This is a genomic window from Cryomorphaceae bacterium, assembly GCA_017798125.1.
Lineage (GTDB): Bacteria > Bacteroidota > Bacteroidia > Flavobacteriales > ECT2AJA-044 > ECT2AJA-044.
The window spans coordinates 2,179,785-2,196,898 of sequence record CP059070.1 but is presented as its reverse complement, the minus strand read 5'-3'; the positions used below and the strand labels follow the sequence as shown (position 1 = coordinate 2,196,898).

General features: G+C 46.5%; 12 protein-coding genes and 1 tRNA gene. 4 read left to right on the top strand and 9 right to left on the bottom strand.

Annotated elements, in window-relative coordinates; all coding sequences use genetic code 11:
* The first annotated feature begins 17 nt into the window (after positions 1-17).
* Positions 18-2,399 carry a choice-of-anchor B family protein gene (locus tag HZ996_09700; protein QTN39401.1) on the top strand — a complete coding sequence of 794 codons (2,382 nt, stop codon included), beginning with the start codon at positions 18-20 and terminating at the stop codon, positions 2,397-2,399.
* On the opposite strand, the gene HZ996_09695 is transcribed toward HZ996_09700, so the two are convergent.
* Entirely contained in the window at positions 2,396-3,868 is a 1,473-nt protein-coding gene (locus tag HZ996_09695) for a hypothetical protein (protein ID QTN39400.1), read from the bottom strand. The genes HZ996_09700 and HZ996_09695 overlap by 4 nt on opposite strands.
* 165 nt (positions 3,869-4,033) lie before the next feature.
* On the bottom strand, positions 4,034-5,446 hold the full coding sequence (locus tag HZ996_09690; protein QTN39399.1) for a hypothetical protein: 1,413 nt from the start codon (positions 5,444-5,446) through the stop codon (positions 4,034-4,036).
* Positions 5,447-6,172: 726 nt separating this feature from the next.
* Here HZ996_09690 and HZ996_09685 point away from each other — a divergent pair.
* Positions 6,173-6,246 (top strand) — tRNA-Arg (locus HZ996_09685).
* 67 nt (positions 6,247-6,313) lie between these two features.
* On the opposite strand, the gene HZ996_09680 is transcribed toward HZ996_09685, so the two are convergent.
* Genes HZ996_09680 through HZ996_09650 form a run of 7 tightly spaced genes read right to left on the bottom strand, consistent with a single transcriptional unit; the run spans position 6,314 to position 15,401 of the window.
* Entirely contained in the window at positions 6,314-6,583 is a 270-nt protein-coding gene (locus HZ996_09680) for an ATP-dependent Clp protease adaptor ClpS (protein ID QTN39398.1), read from the bottom strand.
* A 34-nt stretch (positions 6,584-6,617) separates the two neighbouring features.
* Complete coding sequence (locus HZ996_09675; protein ID QTN39397.1) at positions 6,618-11,027, bottom strand: hypothetical protein; 4,410 nt, start codon at positions 11,025-11,027, stop codon at positions 6,618-6,620.
* A complete protein-coding gene (gene prmA / locus HZ996_09670; GenBank protein ID QTN39396.1) occupies positions 11,024-11,854 on the bottom strand; it encodes a 50S ribosomal protein L11 methyltransferase in 831 nt (276 codons plus the stop codon). The genes HZ996_09675 and prmA overlap by 4 nt, the downstream gene beginning before the upstream one ends.
* Positions 11,851-12,621, bottom strand: a complete 771-nt coding sequence (locus tag HZ996_09665; protein QTN39395.1) for a triose-phosphate isomerase — start codon at positions 12,619-12,621, stop codon at positions 11,851-11,853. Before HZ996_09665 ends, prmA begins: the two co-directional genes overlap by 4 nt.
* Position 12,622: 1 nt before the next feature.
* Positions 12,623-13,690, bottom strand: coding sequence for an ABC transporter permease (locus HZ996_09660; GenBank protein QTN39394.1), 1,068 nt, complete (start codon positions 13,688-13,690; stop codon positions 12,623-12,625).
* A 47-nt stretch (positions 13,691-13,737) separates the two neighbouring features.
* The gene (locus HZ996_09655; protein QTN39393.1) at positions 13,738-14,859 is read right to left on the bottom strand and encodes a DoxX family protein; all 1,122 of its coding nucleotides are present in this window, start codon (positions 14,857-14,859) and stop codon (positions 13,738-13,740) included.
* Complete coding sequence (locus tag HZ996_09650) at positions 14,856-15,401, bottom strand: DUF1599 domain-containing protein (protein QTN39392.1); 546 nt, start codon at positions 15,399-15,401, stop codon at positions 14,856-14,858. The genes HZ996_09655 and HZ996_09650 overlap by 4 nt, the downstream gene beginning before the upstream one ends.
* 10 nt (positions 15,402-15,411) lie before the next feature.
* On the opposite strand from HZ996_09650, the gene folP reads away from it, so the two are divergent.
* Together folP and HZ996_09640 are read left to right on the top strand one after the other, a co-directional pair.
* Positions 15,412-16,272 carry a dihydropteroate synthase gene (gene folP / locus HZ996_09645; GenBank protein QTN39391.1) on the top strand — a complete coding sequence of 287 codons (861 nt, stop codon included), beginning with the start codon at positions 15,412-15,414 and terminating at the stop codon, positions 16,270-16,272.
* 28 nt (positions 16,273-16,300) lie between these two features.
* Positions 16,301-17,077, top strand: coding sequence for a TIGR00159 family protein (locus HZ996_09640; GenBank protein QTN39390.1), 777 nt, complete (start codon positions 16,301-16,303; stop codon positions 17,075-17,077).
* The last annotated feature ends 37 nt before the right edge of the window (positions 17,078-17,114 follow it).

The window sequence follows — 17,114 nt, the reverse complement described above, 5'->3', positions numbered from 1 at the left end:
TCTTTTATCTACTCAATATGAAGCGATTGCTATTTGTTTGTTTCCTGAGCGTGGCGACACTTGCACAGGGACAGAACTTAAACATGACCTCACTAGGTCAGTTAACGTACACCGAAATTCTCAATGATATATGGGGATACGCGGATGGAAATGGGAATGAGTACGCCCTTGTCGGTACTCAAAATGGATTCAGTATCGTCGATGTTACCGTGCCTGCAACTCCGGTTGAAAAGGCCTACATCGGGGGTGTGTGTAGTACATGGCGTGATGTCAAAGTTTGGGGTGACAAAGCGTATGTGACACATGACTCGCCGAACTGTTCTCCAGGTAATCCAAGTGACGGTCTGTTGATCGTGGATTTGAGCGATATCGCTACGAATCCCAATCCGGATTATTGGAACTACTTCTTTACGTATAATAACGAGAACTACACGCGTGCCCACAACATCTACATTGATGAGAATGGGATTATTTACCTCTTTGGAGCAAACATCGGTGTGGGTGGAGCATTGCTCTTGGATCCAACCGTGAACGATACGGCGCCACCTGTAGTCGGTATTTACGATGAGTATTACTTGCACGATGGTATGGCTCGTGGCGATACCTTATGGGGAGGAGCTATTTATCAAGGAGAGCTCGTAGCTATTGACGTGAGCAACCACTCCTCAATTGGACCCAATATGGGTTCAGCCTCAACGCCTGATGTATTTACCCACAATGCCTGGATCAGCCAAGATGGTACGCATGTATTCACAACAGACGAGGTTTCTGGTGCTTATGTAGGTTCTTACGACGTGACCAACTTGAGCAACATTACCGAAGTTGATCGTGTGCAACCCGAGAATGACAATCAGGTTATTCCGCACAACACCCACGTTAAAGGTCAGTACATCTATACCAGCTGGTACCGCAGTGGTATTCTAGTGCACGATGTCACTTATCCTTATAACGTGATCCGTACCGGTCAATACGATACTTCGCCACTTTCAGGAAGCGGATTTAACGGAGCATGGGGCGCATATCCTTTTGCGCCAAGCGGAAACATCTACGTATCTGATATGGAGCAAGGCCTTTTTATCATCGGGTATACCCCAACTCAGGCTTGCTACCTTGAAGGTACAGTGACGGATGCTACAACTTCAGCGCCTATTGCCACAGCTACTATCCAACTGCTGACCACGAATATTTCAAAAGCAACGGATCTCAGTGGATTCTACGCGACTGGATCAGCGACACCTGGAACTTTTGACGTGGTATATTCTGCACCTGGATATACGGCAGATACCCTTTCTACAACTTTGACCAACGGAACTTTAGTAACACAAGATGTTGCTTTGAATCCTCTTGGCAGCACAAGTATAGACGGTTCTGTCGTTGATTCGAACGGCACTTCATTGTCTGGGATCACTGTAGTTATGACGGACGGTTTCAACACCTATTCTTCTACGACTGACGCAAATGGTCAGGTGACTTTCTCTCCAGTGTTCTACGGAACTTATCAGGTGACCGCAGGAGCTTGGGGATATCAAACCGATTGCTCTCAAGTGGTCGTTGACGCCAATACTTCTGCAATCACCATTGATTTGGAAACAGGCTATTACGATGATTTCTCTATGGACTTCGGCTGGACCGAACTGAGCACAGCCTCTACTGGACGCTGGGAGCGAGGTGAGCCTGCTGGAACTGTATTTAACGGCGGACCCTTTGCACCGGATCAGGATGTTCAAGGTGATTGCCTTGACCAAGCATATGTTACGGGTAACGACGCCAGCGGTGGAGCAGGAGGTGATGATGTAGATGATGGATTCACAACACTTCGTTCACCTTCTATGAACTTGAATGCATATACCGATCCTTGGTTAAGCGTATTCCATTGGTTTGCTAATGAAGGTGGATCAGGTAATCCAAACGACACGTTGATTCTGTACTTGACAGATGGTTCGGCTACTTATGAAATTGATCGAATTGATCAGTCTTCCCCACAAGCTCAATGGATCCAATCGAGCTACCGCATCTTAGACTATACCAACAACCTAAGCAGCGTGCAGTTCCGTGCATATGTGGCGGACTTGGCCGGTAACGGAGGTCACTTGGTAGAAGCAGGTATCGACCAATTTGAAGTAGTGGATAGCGCTGCTTCTTCCATAGGTATTGGCGAGAATGAATTCAGCATGTGGTCTGTCTATCCTAATCCCGCAGCAGATCAATTAAACGTTGAGCGTTCTGTTGATGGCAATTCAGCCATTTTGAGCATTGTTGATGTTCAGGGCCGACTCATCCAGAGCATTTCAATGGAGGCCACTGAAACGCACGTAAAATTGAATGTAAGTGAATATGAAGCTGGTGTATACTTCATCCGTTCTGAAAATGGAGAAGTACATCGCTGGGTTAAGCTCTAATTAAAGAGAATTCCTTGCTTACGGGCTCGTTCCCGTTTGCAAGCGAACAAATGAGCATAGGCATCCCTGTAATTCGGGATGCCTTCTTTTTTGCGCCATAAATGAAGAGGAATGAGGTCAGGGGAGAAGGGATTCCAAGTTGTTTCATAATGCTCCTTTAAGGCTTGAAATAGATCAGGGGAGAGGTCATCTATTTCTCCTAGAAAGCCTTTATTTGACCATTCCCAAAGTAGTTGAAGAATAATAGAATGAAACTCTTCATAGAATGGCTTAGTAAGCAAGAGGGACTTCCTTAGTGAGAAAATTAGACGATCAGCCTGATCAAGGTCATCCTTTCCTATAAAGCAGAGGATTTGGTATACTCTAACGAAAAAATCGATTTCCTCTTCATTCCTTTCTATTTGAATTCTGTTTAATTCTGATAAACTCGTTTCACCGACTACCAAAGTAGATGCGGCCAAAATAAGCTTCTCTTCACTCTTGTAATTACAGTCTTCATCATTCAAAAATATTGGAGACTCTCCATGGTAAAATGACACGACCATGACATTCATTCTATAAAGCCTATACACGGCCCTGTACTTCAGTAGTTTTGAAATGTCCTCTTGGAAGCCTGTGAAAGACTGGTCTAGAGCCCCCTTGTAAGCACTCAATATATGATTGTTGTTCAGGGCCATTGGTAGCTCTCGTTCATTGAAGTATTCAGGGTTTGATTTAATGATATTGATCAACTCAATAATTGCCTCACTTGAATATTTCAAATGATCGAGACTCTTGTGAATTTCTTTCGAGTACAACATGATAACGCCATACAGTACGACCCTTCTGAGTCTTACATGTCCTACTGGACTGTTGTACATACGAAGTATTTCAACTTTCTCAGACTCTTTCTTAATTCCAGAAAAGTCAGGAAGGTTTGCTCGACTAAGGAGCTCGACAATGGTGCCGTATCCTCTCTCTAGTTCAGAGTTCTGATCTAGCCTTCTTTTATAGTAGTGGGCCTTTTTTACTTCACCGTGGTACTTCGAGTCTTTATGTAACTGGCGTAAAATATTTGATACTAAATCAAATTGCCCCCATTTAACTGCTAATCTCAACGCCCTTTTTTGGAAGTACTGGTAATGACTTCGTTTCTCTTTTGCCAAAGCAACTTGAGAAAACAGTAAGTACTTATATATCAATATTTTTCCTTTTTCATATCGCCTGAATGAATCGGGGTTGGTTACATTAAAACCAAACGCTAGTACTTCGTAGCATTTTAGAAAGAGCCTTTCAAAGCTTTTTCTTCTTGTTCCTCCAATGGACTCAATTTCTTGAATACTCGAATCCTCTATCCAAGAGAGATCCTCAATGTATTTATTCGTGGAGCCAATTTTCGAATTAAAGGAATGTAGAAAATGTTCTATGTATCCGAGCTCTCTTGGAGTACTGCACTCGATTATCTCCTTTATTTCAATTGGGAAGATCATATGGCAAGAGATTTTGAATGAGTCGTATAAACAGGAATTGTTCTGCACTGAAAGTTGAAGTGTCACCTTGAATGAAATGAATAGAAAATATCCTATAATTAGAATTCGATTTTTGACTTATTTAGTCCAAAATCAACTCATGTCCTCTACTATCGATAAAACGACCTACAGGTGGCCAACTATGTATTCATTGAAATCAATAATCTCCGAAGAAGTTGGATCCCAATCCAATTTCCCATTGAATTCTAGATCTCCCTTCTCTTTACCCTCAATCAAGTGCGACAAGACTTTTCGCTGGAACTTTTGCCTTTCATTTAAGTCCTTACCGTGAAGGTATCTCGTGAAGTTCTCCAACTCGTTGATTGCGCTATCCTCATTTCCAGATAGGTAATAACCGAGAACTAGAAGAACCCTAGAATAAAAGTTCCAACCGGATTTATCTTTTCTTAACTCCGGCTGATCGGATATTACCCTCATTGCATCTTGATATTGTTCAAGTTTGAAATGGCACATTGCAGCGGTAAAATGAACTTGAGGCGCATAAGTATTAGAGAACCAATCCGAATGAATATAACCAAGTAATTCTTCCAGGCAGTTCTCATATTCGCCAAGGATTAACTGAATTCTGGACCTCTGCGCAAATAGAAAGGACTTATTGATGTCAGTTAATCGATCTGCCTTTAGAATATCCTCAATCAATTCGAGTGATTCTTGGAACTGATAACCCAAGATGCCAAATAGTGCTCGATTAATTCGAATAGTAGTGACCTCACGTTCTTTTCTAATAGCGTAATTGTCATTAACCAAGACTTCGAGAGATTCACATATCTCAAGACAGCTTTTGTAGTCTTTAAGCTTATCATAGTAAAGAAGCTTCCCATAGTAAGCGTTTCTAAGTGCTGAGGGTGGGGCATCATCAGTGGTAACAGCATCTAGATCCTGATTCAATGAATCTAGCCAGTCTTTTTGTTTTTTACTTGGGCTATCAATGGTATAGATCTTGAACAGGCGATGTTTTGTTGTTAAGGCCTTTCCATATAAACTTCTGAATCGCTCATATTTTTCTATTTGATGAAAAACATCCAAGGACTTAAGTGTCATACCGCGCATAATGGATATATCTGCAAGCTGATATAATGCAAATAAGGCAAAATCAAACTGCTCAATTCTCTTCGCAATCTTGAGGAGTCTTCTAAGTATAGGGATAGTATCAACCGCATTTCCTGAAAGCGCCAAAACCTTATAATGCTTGAGCAAAGTAAGTACGCGCAGGAAATCTCTATCTACCTGATCAAAACTGGTTCGTCTAGAAGTATTGACATCAAGGCTCATACCTTCAAGAACCTTTTCCTCCAATCGATCTAGGTTCTTTCTGAGTGCATCGTCTGAAAATTCTGATTGTAAATTCGCGAATTCAATATTACTCTCTAGAGCTTCAAATAGTCGAGAGTATACGGAAGGACCATTTGAATACTTGTCGTAAAACACTGACATATAAAGCCTTACAACTTCTTTTTCAGCATCAGAGAGTTTAGCGTTGAATCGGTTAAGGCGATTCCACCTTTCAAGATTGTCCATCGTTGTCCAAAATATGAAAAAGTATCGTTTCCCTAGTACTTTGGACTAACGATGTTTGTAGTGTAAGAAAATGAAGATGGAAGGATTCGTTTTTTAAGGCTGTTCGTAAACGTACTGAAAAAGTCCGTAATAGTTCTTTGAAGGAGCGCTACTTGACTAGCGTTGTCCAAATTGGAATATTTTCTCCTGTTGGGTAACTGTACCTTGTTCGATATTTGTCTCAGGTTTAATCGCAAAAACAAATATCATGACATCTCTTATCCAAATTATTCTTGCCTATCTCGGATTCGTTTTACCAGACGAGCAGTAATTAAGAGTAACCCTCTCAATCCTAAAGAAATGGAAGGCTTCGTATTCTAATAAGTCACAGGGGTATATAAAAAACCACGGCCACGAAACTGCCGTAAACAATGTTTCATGACCGTAGCTTTTTCCTAATTATGCTACACACCTTTGAGCGTTGCGTAGGTTAAACGCTCACTCATTGTGTTCATGACCTCCTAATTCTACACAGAGCGTAGGATTTAGAAATCTTGATTAAACCTGCAAATTGGTTTCACCCAAAAAGGTGAGGCCTTTTTTGCTTTATAATCCTCACAAAAATAGGAGATTGATTTTGTAATTCCAATTATTTACTTGGAATAGAGGCTATTAGTTATTCACAATCCATCTTTTCTTTCTTAGGTCTTGTTTTTTGGTGGATTGTTTTATCTTTGCCGTCCCAATGGCTCCGTAGCTTAACTGGATAGAGCACCTGACTACGGATCAGGAGGTTCGGGGTTCGAATCCCTGCGGGGTCACGGAAAAGAAAAGCCGCTGTTATCAATGGATACAGCGGCTTTTCCTATTTAAAAAGTCTTGTTCTTACTATTGAATCTCTGCGTTCAAACCTTCTTCTACAAGTGCAGACCACATAGGCTTGAGCTTGTCAAATTCAGCCGTCTTAACTGTGCACTTTCCATTGTAGTGGACAATCATGGTACATTGCTCTGCTTGGAGCAAATCATGACCACAAATTCGGATCAAGCAATCGATGACGTGATCAAAGGTGTTCACTTCATCATTGTGCAAGACAAGCTCTCGATTGCGAACCAGCTTCTCTTTTTGCTCAACTATTTCCAGTACTTCTTCTATCATTGTCTTGATTTACAGTGCAAAAGTACGAAAAGCTCTAATAGAATTCTTCGAATCGAGAAAGCCACTGATCTACACGACGTCGAGTTGAGATAGTGTATTGGAAATACGTTCCATCGTCCAGCTTCGCTTGTCGCTTGTTCAGGCTTAAGTCCTTAATCACATCATTAAAGGCTTCATCAGAAGACAAGCACTGCATTATGTTCCTGCGAAGGGAGAAATAGTACCAATTGCGTCGATCCAACTCAAAGTACATGTAGAACTCGTCTTGGCGCCGTTTCCTCACCAGTTCAATCTTTCCTCGAACCTTTTTATTGACCTGAATGGGCCCAATGCTCCCGATACCAATGTCACCTATGGTAAGGTAGCTGCTGGTGTAATCGTTCCAAGCCCATTCCACGTCCGTGAGCACGAGCGTCATCGTTCTGAGCTCTTTTGGCAGCTTCTCTACGGAACCATAGGTGCGAATCTCCTCCATGTAGACTAAGGCCGCTTCTTTACCCAGTAGGGCAATCAATGCCTCACGATAGACGTCGCGATCTAGATCAATCCCTTTGAGAATATTGTCATTGTTGATGTTCGCGGCCATGAGTTCGAGGGCTTCCTCAGTAAAGAAGAATCCAATACCCATAAACAGGTCCATTTCAATGGTATCGCGAGTAAGGTCATGAGAATACGCACCCCAGGTGTTGAGGGCAACACCGCTCAGGTCATTATCGAGATCAAAGGTTCCTGTTCCGCGAACTTCACACGTTTTGTTGTTGAAGGCCATGAGTTGGGACGGGTGGTCCGAATCTTCCAGTTTCTCCTCACTCGCAATGCGATATTCATTGCTACCCTCATCATAAATCAGCCAACCGGTACTTGAGAAATTGGGCTCAGAATAGGCATTTGCCTTCTTGGAGAGAAAATTACTGGTCATATCCACGGGATCTGCATTATAGAAGAGTCCCGAGAATAACTGGTTCCGTGCACGATCTGCCTCCAATCGGCTCAGATCAACCGCAATCCGCTCTGGATCAATGGTGGACCGGAAAGGAATTTTGTCGGTTAGAATAGCCTCACAGGCATGTTGGATTTCCGTATATCCGTCAAAGATGTAGTTCGGGTCATTCCCCAAGATAAAGACCTCGCCCTCAAAGCTGAAGAAAGGAGAGAGGTAGAATTCCTGATCCGCCGGAACAACACCGTGTGCGTTGGTCTGATAGGCCGTATCGACCCACATGGTGTCGATCGGGATAGGGAAGGCCTCAGAAAAGCGATCTAGATAGTCGATTTTCGAACGACCTCTATAATCCAGACGTCCTCGAACACGAACATTGGCTTCATAGAATTGATGGTAGGGGTCATCCCTCAGCACTTCAACACGAGAATTATCCAATCGATCCATTTTGGCATTGTCTCGTATGGCTACAAAACCTGAGTCCGGATAAATCCAGGCATCGGCCACCGCCATTTTTTCAACCCCATAACCCTCAAGGAGGGTATCGGCCATATAATACTTAGCGGCTTCTGCCGTATAGTTCAAGCTGTCCTGAGCCTCACGAGTCGAAACCATATACGCGGGACGGCCTGATGTCATTTGGTTCAAATCAAAAGTCTTAGCATCCATATCCCACACGGCGTGGTCCATATACACATCATACTGATTTTCAATCACGTGCAGGGCAAAGGCAGGATCACGAAGAGTGAATTCACCTCGGCGTTGGGCAAAATCAATGTCACCGCGTGCGTTGTCCAGGCCAAAGGCCCAGGGGCTCTCAGCCGTCAAACGCACTTTGAAATTCAGGCGGTCACTGTAAATGCGGTGATGATCAAAGCGATAAAGTGAAGCGTTGGTTTGGGCATTCTCAAAGTCCGTTCGGCCGCCCCCTTCAAGACCACTAGGGCGCAAAGCCAAGAAACCACGATGGCTCGCGTGCACATCAAAGATATCAAAGGGATTTTCCTTGGTATTGTTGATGAACATCACATCGTTATACGGCTCCCAGTGAACAGAGGCCACGAGCGCTCGAGCAGGAGGGTATTCCGTTCCCGACAATTGAGGACGCAACAAGAAGGTATCCGCGACGGCGTTCATCGAATCCAAGAAGAATAGAGAATTCCGAGTATAGGTCGTGCTGGTGATGTAATCCAGTTCACCTTTACCTTCAATTCCAGCATTGCTCACCTTGATGGTATCCCGATAGCGTCCTTTTCCTCCATAAGCCGGATATCCTCCTCCAGGTGTTGTGGTGACGAATCCTAGCGAATAATCCCGCATAACCTTGAGATCTTCCTCAAACATCGGGAAGATATCACCGGAATAGAACTGCCCGTTAAAGGCCAAGCCTTCGGTCTCGAACGTATCCAGACTGTCAATTTCAAAGGGTTCTACATGGAAATAGACTTTTGATCGATCATATACACCATTGTAGATCCGTCGATCATCCCAGTACACATAGCTATCGTTCCCAGATCTGAAGATCGGATACTCCGGGTAGCGCTCTCTGCTCGACTTGTTGTTCGGTCGGTCAATAAAGAGCTCGCCCGTCATGTTTTGCAGCTTATTCCGAATAGGTACCAGCTCACGACGACCGTATTCATCCGCATCAAAAGAGGGAACCAAGAACTTCATGGAGTCAATCACATTCATGTTGACCCGGAAATTCTGATACTCAAAAAAGAAGTCTCGCCCCATGAAATCGAATCTTCCCGCTTGAATGACCCCCGCAAAATTGAAATCGCGATTCTCTTTCAGCACCACTTGACCGCCGGCAGGGAAGAGGACTACTTTCTGAGAATCACTCAATAGAATGGGGCGCACACCGTACAATTCCAAATCTTGATTCAAAAGATTGAGACGCCCATTTTGCTGCTCGGCCATGGAGATAAAGCGAATGATGTCGTAGTCGATAAATCCTCCTCGAGCGTTGATGTAGTCAAACATCTTCTGCTCAAACTTCACACGACCTTTCTCTAGATCGTAGTTGACAAAACCCATAATGGTCATGTCCATCATCAGGAGCTTACACTGATACTCCTCCATTTGAAGGTACTGTGCAATTTCCTCAATCCAGAACTCATCTTGATGATCCGCCCGTTCCCACATGCGTTTTAACACGTACAGAACATTGGAATCATCCATTCCCTGGAGCTGATCAAAGCGTTCGTCTCGATAAAAGTTAACGGACTCCAATACCACGGGATTTACTTCACCCGCCTGGAGGTTGGAGAGCTTCATCACGGGCTCGTCCATGTCCCATTCCAAACGATCAAAGTACATCTCTACTTTGTGGTAGGAGTTGGAGTAGGGGCGTTGCGCTAGCCCCTCATCTTCCCGGAAAAGGGAAAGCACACGGTCCTCTTTGAAGAATCGGAGTTGAATCTTCGGGTGAAACATCGAATCCTCTTCAATCAGAATGGTAAGACGACAGTCCCCTCCTAGAATCTCATCGTCCCGTAGGACAAATCGATTGCTCAAAGCCTTCACCCGAGCTTCATCCTCAAAGTCAAAAAGCATGAGCGCTTTTCGGTCATCAGTTCCATATCCGATGAATCGATCGCCTTCCACGCTAAATCCACCTTCGTAGTATACGCCTTCCACAATGTCTGGGATCTGAAACTCCTTATTGTAGCTATTGAAGATGGGGAAGCGGTAATTGCCCTCACGGGCCGATGCAAGAATATTCTCCTCAAAGGAGCCCAGCATTGGTTCGGCAATATAGAATTGACTGTACAGGGTTACCGAATCAGCGGACCACTTCGTTTTGGTCGTTTGTATCTCGTATTCGTCGAGCTGAGCCAGTAGGCTGTCCGCGCTGATTCCTGCACGGGTCCAAAACACTTCACCGCCAACTCCCGTGAGTCGGTCTTCCATAAGGTCAAAGCGAATGACCGTGTTGAAGACAACACTTGAGTCTCCCTTGGCATAGCAAACCAAGGCGCCTTCCTCTGTTTCGATGACACCGGGCTCGCTTTGAACAAAGGCCCGCAAGTCGCCCAAAAACTTCCATTCCAAGGCTTGAGAGCGAAAAAGCACACTATCTCGGAGCAATTCCTTCGATCGAAGCATGAACTGATCAATACGGCGTCCACTCTGCGCGGAAACGATATCCGAGGTCGCTTGAAACCAGGTCGTCGTCACGGGGTCATTGCCAAGATCAACAACGGCGATCAAAGACTCCACATAATCAATGAAGCCAGGATAGGAGCGTACCCGCTTCTTGAGCATCCGATTGGCGGTCTCAATAATGGCCGTCTCTTCTTCTGGGGTATAAACACCCGAATTCCAATAAGCCGCGAAGAGCTCCATCGTGGCTACAGTTGTTTCCCCATTTTGCCCTTCCAGCATATAGGTGCCCAACTGCTCTAAGAACTGAGGGCCATCCTCACTGAATTCACGTAGGCGCTGCGCCCAAGCAGAACTGGCCCAAAGAATCAGCAACAGAATTAAGCTCTTCTTCATTTTTTAATCCATTTGGCGGCTACCCAATTTTGACGCTCGCGCCATCCTTCAAAGTGAAGCCCTAAAGCAGCCGCTGCACTCTTAAGTACTTCAAGGTCCTCGGTATAGAAGCCACTCATGTATAACGCTCCGCCATCGTTCAATATGCGGGCATAGGTGGGCAGCTGGTCCAATAGAATGTTTCGATTAATATTCGCGTACAGGGTTTGACACTGAATGTCTTGAATGGCTTCGACACCTCCATGGCGAACTTCAACCTGTTCGGATACTCCATTCAGAGTACAATTTTCAACCGCATTCTCATAGGCCCATTCATCGTAATCTACCGCCCAGACTTTGGGTGCGCCTTGTTGAGCAGCCAAAATCGCCAAGACAGCCGTTCCGGCACCCATATCCAACATGGGAGCATGAGGAACCGGCTCGTCCAACATCCAAGTCAACATTAAATACGTGGTGCTGTGATGTCCTGTACCAAAACTCATCTTTGGAGTGATGATGATCTCGCGGTCAAAGTCATCGGGTCGAGAAGGATGGAAAGAAGCGCGCAAATAAAGACGATTTTCCACCTCAATGGGCTCAAAATTCTTCTCCCACTCTTCATTCCAATTCTGTTGTTCTACTTCACGCACAGAATAGGAAGGAAGCGACGTCCCGAGGTACATGGACTTCCAATCATCATCGGAGAAGGCGTCCACAGGGAAATAGGCCTTTAAGCCATCCGCTTCCTCCACAACGCTCTCCGCCTGAGTTTCTTCAAGAAGAACCAAAAGGAGCTGCCGTTCTACGGCATCTTCCGCTAAAGACCAGTGTACCTCGATGTAATTCATACTCGATCGCGGATCTCGACGAGTTTGACAAAGTCGTCGGCTTTCAGTGAAGCTCCTCCGATCAACCCACCGTCAACATCAGGCTGAGAGAATAACTCTTCCGCATTGCTCGGCTTACAGCTACCGCCATATAAAACAGAGACGCTCTCTGCAATATCATCTCCAAAACGACCACGAAGCCATTGACGAATAAAAGCGTGCATTTCTTGAGCCTGCTCTGCAGTGGCTGTTTCTCCTGTACCAATGGCCCATACAGGCTCATAGGCAATAACCACTCGATTCATTTGCTCCTCAGTCAAATCCCCGAGAACCTCTTCTAGTTGACTTTGTACCACGGCTTCTTGTTTGCCATCGTACCGTTCTTGAAGCTGTTCCCCGACACAGTAAATAGGGCGCAAGCCAGCAGCAAAGGCCTGTTCGAGTTTCTTGAGCAGCAATTCGCCGTCTTCTCCGTGGTAGGCTCGTCGCTCACTATGTCCGAGAATGACGTACTGCGCCCCAATAGAGGCAATCATATTTGCGGAAACTTCGCCCGTAAACGCTCCTGACTCATGTGAAGAACAATCCTGAGCAGATACATGAAGGCTCGGAAAGTCTTCCGTCATCTGTTGAATGGCTTCCAAGTGTAAATACGATGGTGCTATCACCACTGCCACATCAGGGGTTTCCATTCCTTCCAATTGCTTTACTACTTCGGTAACGGTATCAATTCCCGTGGGGAAATCGTGATTCATTTTCCAGTTACCAGCGACCATTTTTGATCCCATATCACGTCGTTTTCAAACGAGGGTCGAGCCATCGATAAAGGACATCGACTCCCAGATTAATCAATACAAATAAGGCTCCAACCACCAAGACCGCACCCATTACAACGGGTAGGTCCAACTGATTTAAGGCACCTACAATTTCTTTTCCAAGTCCATTCCATCCAAAAATATATTCCACAAAGACCGCACCGGCCAGAAGAGAAGCAAACCAGCCACTGGTAGCCGTCACTACAGGTGTCAAGGCGTTTCGGAGCGCATGGCGAAGCACCACTACAACACGGCTCAAGCCTTTAGACTGTGCCGTGCGCACAAAGTCCTGACTTAGTACGTCCAACATAGAACTCCTGGTCAATTGCGTGATCACCGCAAGTGGCCGAATCCCTAAAGTGAGTGCCGGAAGAATCAGGTTCTTATAGTTGATGTAGACGCCTTCACCAAAATCATCCACGGAATACAGACTTCCGGTCATCGAGAGTCCTGTCCACTCCGACCAGACAAAACCAAAAAGCCAAGCCATTAAAATGGCCGAGAAGAAAGAGGGGAGTGCCATCCCCAGAGTACTCAGGACCGAAAGTCCTCGATCCAGCCAGCCATTAGGCCAAACGGCAGAAAGAACACCAAAGAATACGCCTAGGATAAAGGCCAGAGTAATGCTCGCAACAGCCAGCACAGCCGTATTGGGCAGAGTATCCGCTATAATGGAGCTTACCGGAGTGCCGTTTCGTTGAAAACTTTCACGTAGATAAGGTGCTTTTAAAGCCAACGCGTGCGCACCAAGCGGTACGGAAACCAGCACGGAATAGCCAGGCTTTTCCAGGTAGTTTAAAGCAGCCTCGTTCTGACGATGGTGCCAGCTTACTGGAGAAAGATCATTTAGATAGTAGAGGTACTGTTGCCCCAGCGGCAAGTCAAAGCCGTACTTGGCCCGAATAGCGGCCAATTGCTCGGCGTCTTCCCGTTGATCGAGCATCATGCGCGCAGGATCACCCGGCAAAACGGCAAACAGCAAGAATAGGACGGTGGCCACGCCCCAAAGCACTGCAATACTGTACCCCAAACTTTTCGCCATATGGCTAAGATACGGGGCTCCTAGGTCTTATGGAATGAGGGTGAAGCTTAGTTTTCCACAGCTTTACGAGCAGCTTCCAGATCTGCAGGCAAGTCGTTGTAATGCCATTTTGCGGCAATGACTCCATTCTTGATGTACACCAATCCAGGGTTGCTGCGCACAATAGTCTTCAAGGTGGTTTCATCACAGAAAGCAACCTGATAGGCGGCCTGTACTTGATGACGATATTCTTCTACTTGATCGTATCCAGAACTGGACATGCCCAAGAAGATGACACCAGCCTCATCACAGCTGCGAACCAAGTCGTTCACGCGCTTGTGCAGCTTTGGACTCACCGGAGCCTCGTTGATGCGATACATAACCAAGAGGAATAACTCGGATTCCTGCATCAGGCTTTCCGTGTAGTCCACGTCATCAATGGCCATGGTGAAGTCGTGAATAGGAGCGTGGTATCCTTCCTTGACGAGTTTCTGATCGCGAGCGACATATTCCGCTCCTTCGATGTTCCAAGGCTCGTCCTCTGTTGAAAACTCTTGATCCACACCGTCAACCTTGTAGGTCCACGTAATCTCGAATTCATCAACGGGTGCTCCTTCGGGAATCGTCATGTCTTCTACAATATCGGTCCCCACCTTGTAGGCGCGGAAATCAATCAGTGGAAGGTGATTCAGGACGTAGTACGCCATAAAGGCCTGCAGGACAATGGAAACGGTCAAGATAATTCGTGCCGTAGGCACAGCTAGTAAGGGCTGAATGCGTTTGGCCTGGACAAAAAGGAATATAGCCGCGGCGCTCAAGATCACGTCCTTCGTAAAACTCTCCCACGGCGTCAGCGGAATGGCGTCACCGAAGCAACCGCAATCCGTCACCTTGTTGAAATAGGCAGAGTAGAAGGTGAGGAAGGTGAAGAAGATCATCATGAGCAAGAGGCCCCAAAGCGTCCACTTGGTGTAGATTCCCATCAAAAGGGCAAGGCCCACCACAATTTCGAAAATGCAGATGACCACCGCCAAGGTCAAGGCCAAGGGAACCATGAATTCGGTTCCAAATACCGTGAAGTACTCCTCGAGCTTAAAGCTGAATCCCAGAGGGTCGTTGAGCTTAATGAAACCGGAGAAAATAAACAGCGCACCGGTTAAGGCGCGGACCAATTGAACAAGGAAATTCATGCTGCTGCTTCGTTAAGTTTAATCAGGGCAAAGACGCTGTAATTGACCATGTCAAAGTAATTGGCATCGATCCCTTCAGATACCAGCGTTAAACCGGCATTATCTTCAATTTGTTTGATGCGCAGGAGTTTCTGGAGGATCAGGTCTGTAAATGAACTGACCCGCATATCGCGCCATGCTTCCCCATAATCGTGATTCTTGGCCATCATGAGCTCCTTGGCCTTTTGCGCTTGTGCGTCAAAAGCATCGGTAGCCGCGTCCAAGTCCATATCGGGCTGTTCCGCCACACCGAGATCCATTTGAATCAAGGCCATGAGGCTGTAATTGAGAATCCCGATGAACTCGCCCCGAATACCATCGGCCACCTTCTGGGTACCCTTGTCTTCGATGCTGCGAATGCGCTGGGCTTTAATGAAAATCTGATCGGTAAGGGACGGCAAACGCAGGATGCGCCACGCGGTTCCGTAATCTTTCCCTTTCTTTGTGTAGAGGTCGCGGCACTCGCTAATCACGGCGTCGTACTGCGCTTCGGTCTTACTCATATTCCTGCTGATGACGTCGTCCAAAGGTACACTTTTTGGCCAACTGCCTTCGATCCGAATCGGAGGTCAATTGCTTGATTTTTCCACACCCAAAGTGATGGGGATTGTCAATCTCACTCCCGATTCCTTTGTCTCCGAAAGCCGCGCAACGCAGCTGGACGATGTGCGCCGTAAAGTAGACCAGCACCTCGACGCCGGAGCCCATATTCTGGACTTCGGTGCCTACTCCAGTCGTCCGGGAGCTCAAGACATTTCGGTCGAGGAGGAGTGGAGTCGCATTGAAGGCATTCTTTTGGCCCTGCGAGCCGATGGTATTGACACGCCCATCAGCATCGATACCTTTCGGGCCGAGGTAGCCCGCCGCGCTTTAGAGGAAGGAGCGGACATCATCAACGACATCTCTGGCGGCTCCGATCCGGATATGTTTCCCCTTGTGGCTCAGTCTCGTGCTCCTTACATCTTGATGCACATGCAAGGCACGCCCCAAAACATGCAAGACAATCCCACCTACGGCGACGTCGTGCGCGATGTCAACCTTTACCTAGCTCAAAAAATCCGAACCTTACGCGAACTTGGGGTCCACGACATCATCGCCGACGTAGGCTTTGGTTTTGGCAAAACCGTCGATCAGAACTATGCACTCCTTCGTGAGCTACGGCAATTCCATGCCTTGGGTGTTCCCTTGCTCGTTGGCGTGAGTCGAAAAAGCATGATCAACAAAGTGCTGGACATCAAAGCGGCCCAAGCCCTGAATGGCACCTCGGTGCTTCATGCCTTTGCCTTAGAGCGCGGTGCAGCTATTCTCCGGGCGCATGATGTTCGTGAAGCAGTCGAAGCTGTAAAGCTGTTTCAGGCCCTACGGGCCGATTGATTATCTTAGCGCCAAAGCCCAAGCGTCAGTGAGTTTCATCGACTTCGGTATTCTGGACATCATCGACATCGTTCTGGTGGCCATCCTTCTGTATCAGCTTTACCAGCTGGTCAAGGGAACCGTCGCCATCAACATCTTAATTGGAGTCACCGCCATCTACCTGCTTTGGAAGATCGTAGAGGCCCTTAAAATGGAGCTCCTCAGCGAAATCCTCGGCCAGTTCATCGGCGTTGGTGTCATCGCACTAATCATCGTTTTCCAGCAAGAATTGAGACGTTTTCTGCTCATGATTGGAACCACCAGTTTCAGTAGTCGGCGAAACATCATGCGGCAGATTGCCAACTTCAACCGGGAGACGGAAGATCATACTGTAGACGTAGACGCCATCGTCGAGGCCTCCAAGGATATGGCTGCAGAAAAAACAGGAGCCCTCATGGTCATCACTCGAAACTCGGAATTGAACCAAGTATCGGACAGCGGTGACCGTATCGAAGCTGGGCTTTCCAAAAGACTCTTAGAAAGCATCTTCGCCAAGAACAGTCCGCTCCATGATGGAGCCGTGATCATTCGTGACGATAAGATCATTGCAGCACGCGCTGTATTGCCAACAACCGAACGCAATGATGTTCCTGCCCACTTTGGGATGCGCCACCGCGCAGCCCTTGGGGTAAGCGAACAAAGCGATGCCTTAGTCGTCATCGTTTCCGAAGAAACGGGCAAGATCAGTTACGCGGTGGGAGGTGACCTCCGCGTCAACCTAGAACCCATGGAGCTTCAAAAACAATTGGAGAAAGACCTTCGATAGACTCAACTGCTTTGAACGAATAAAAAAAAGCCCGCTT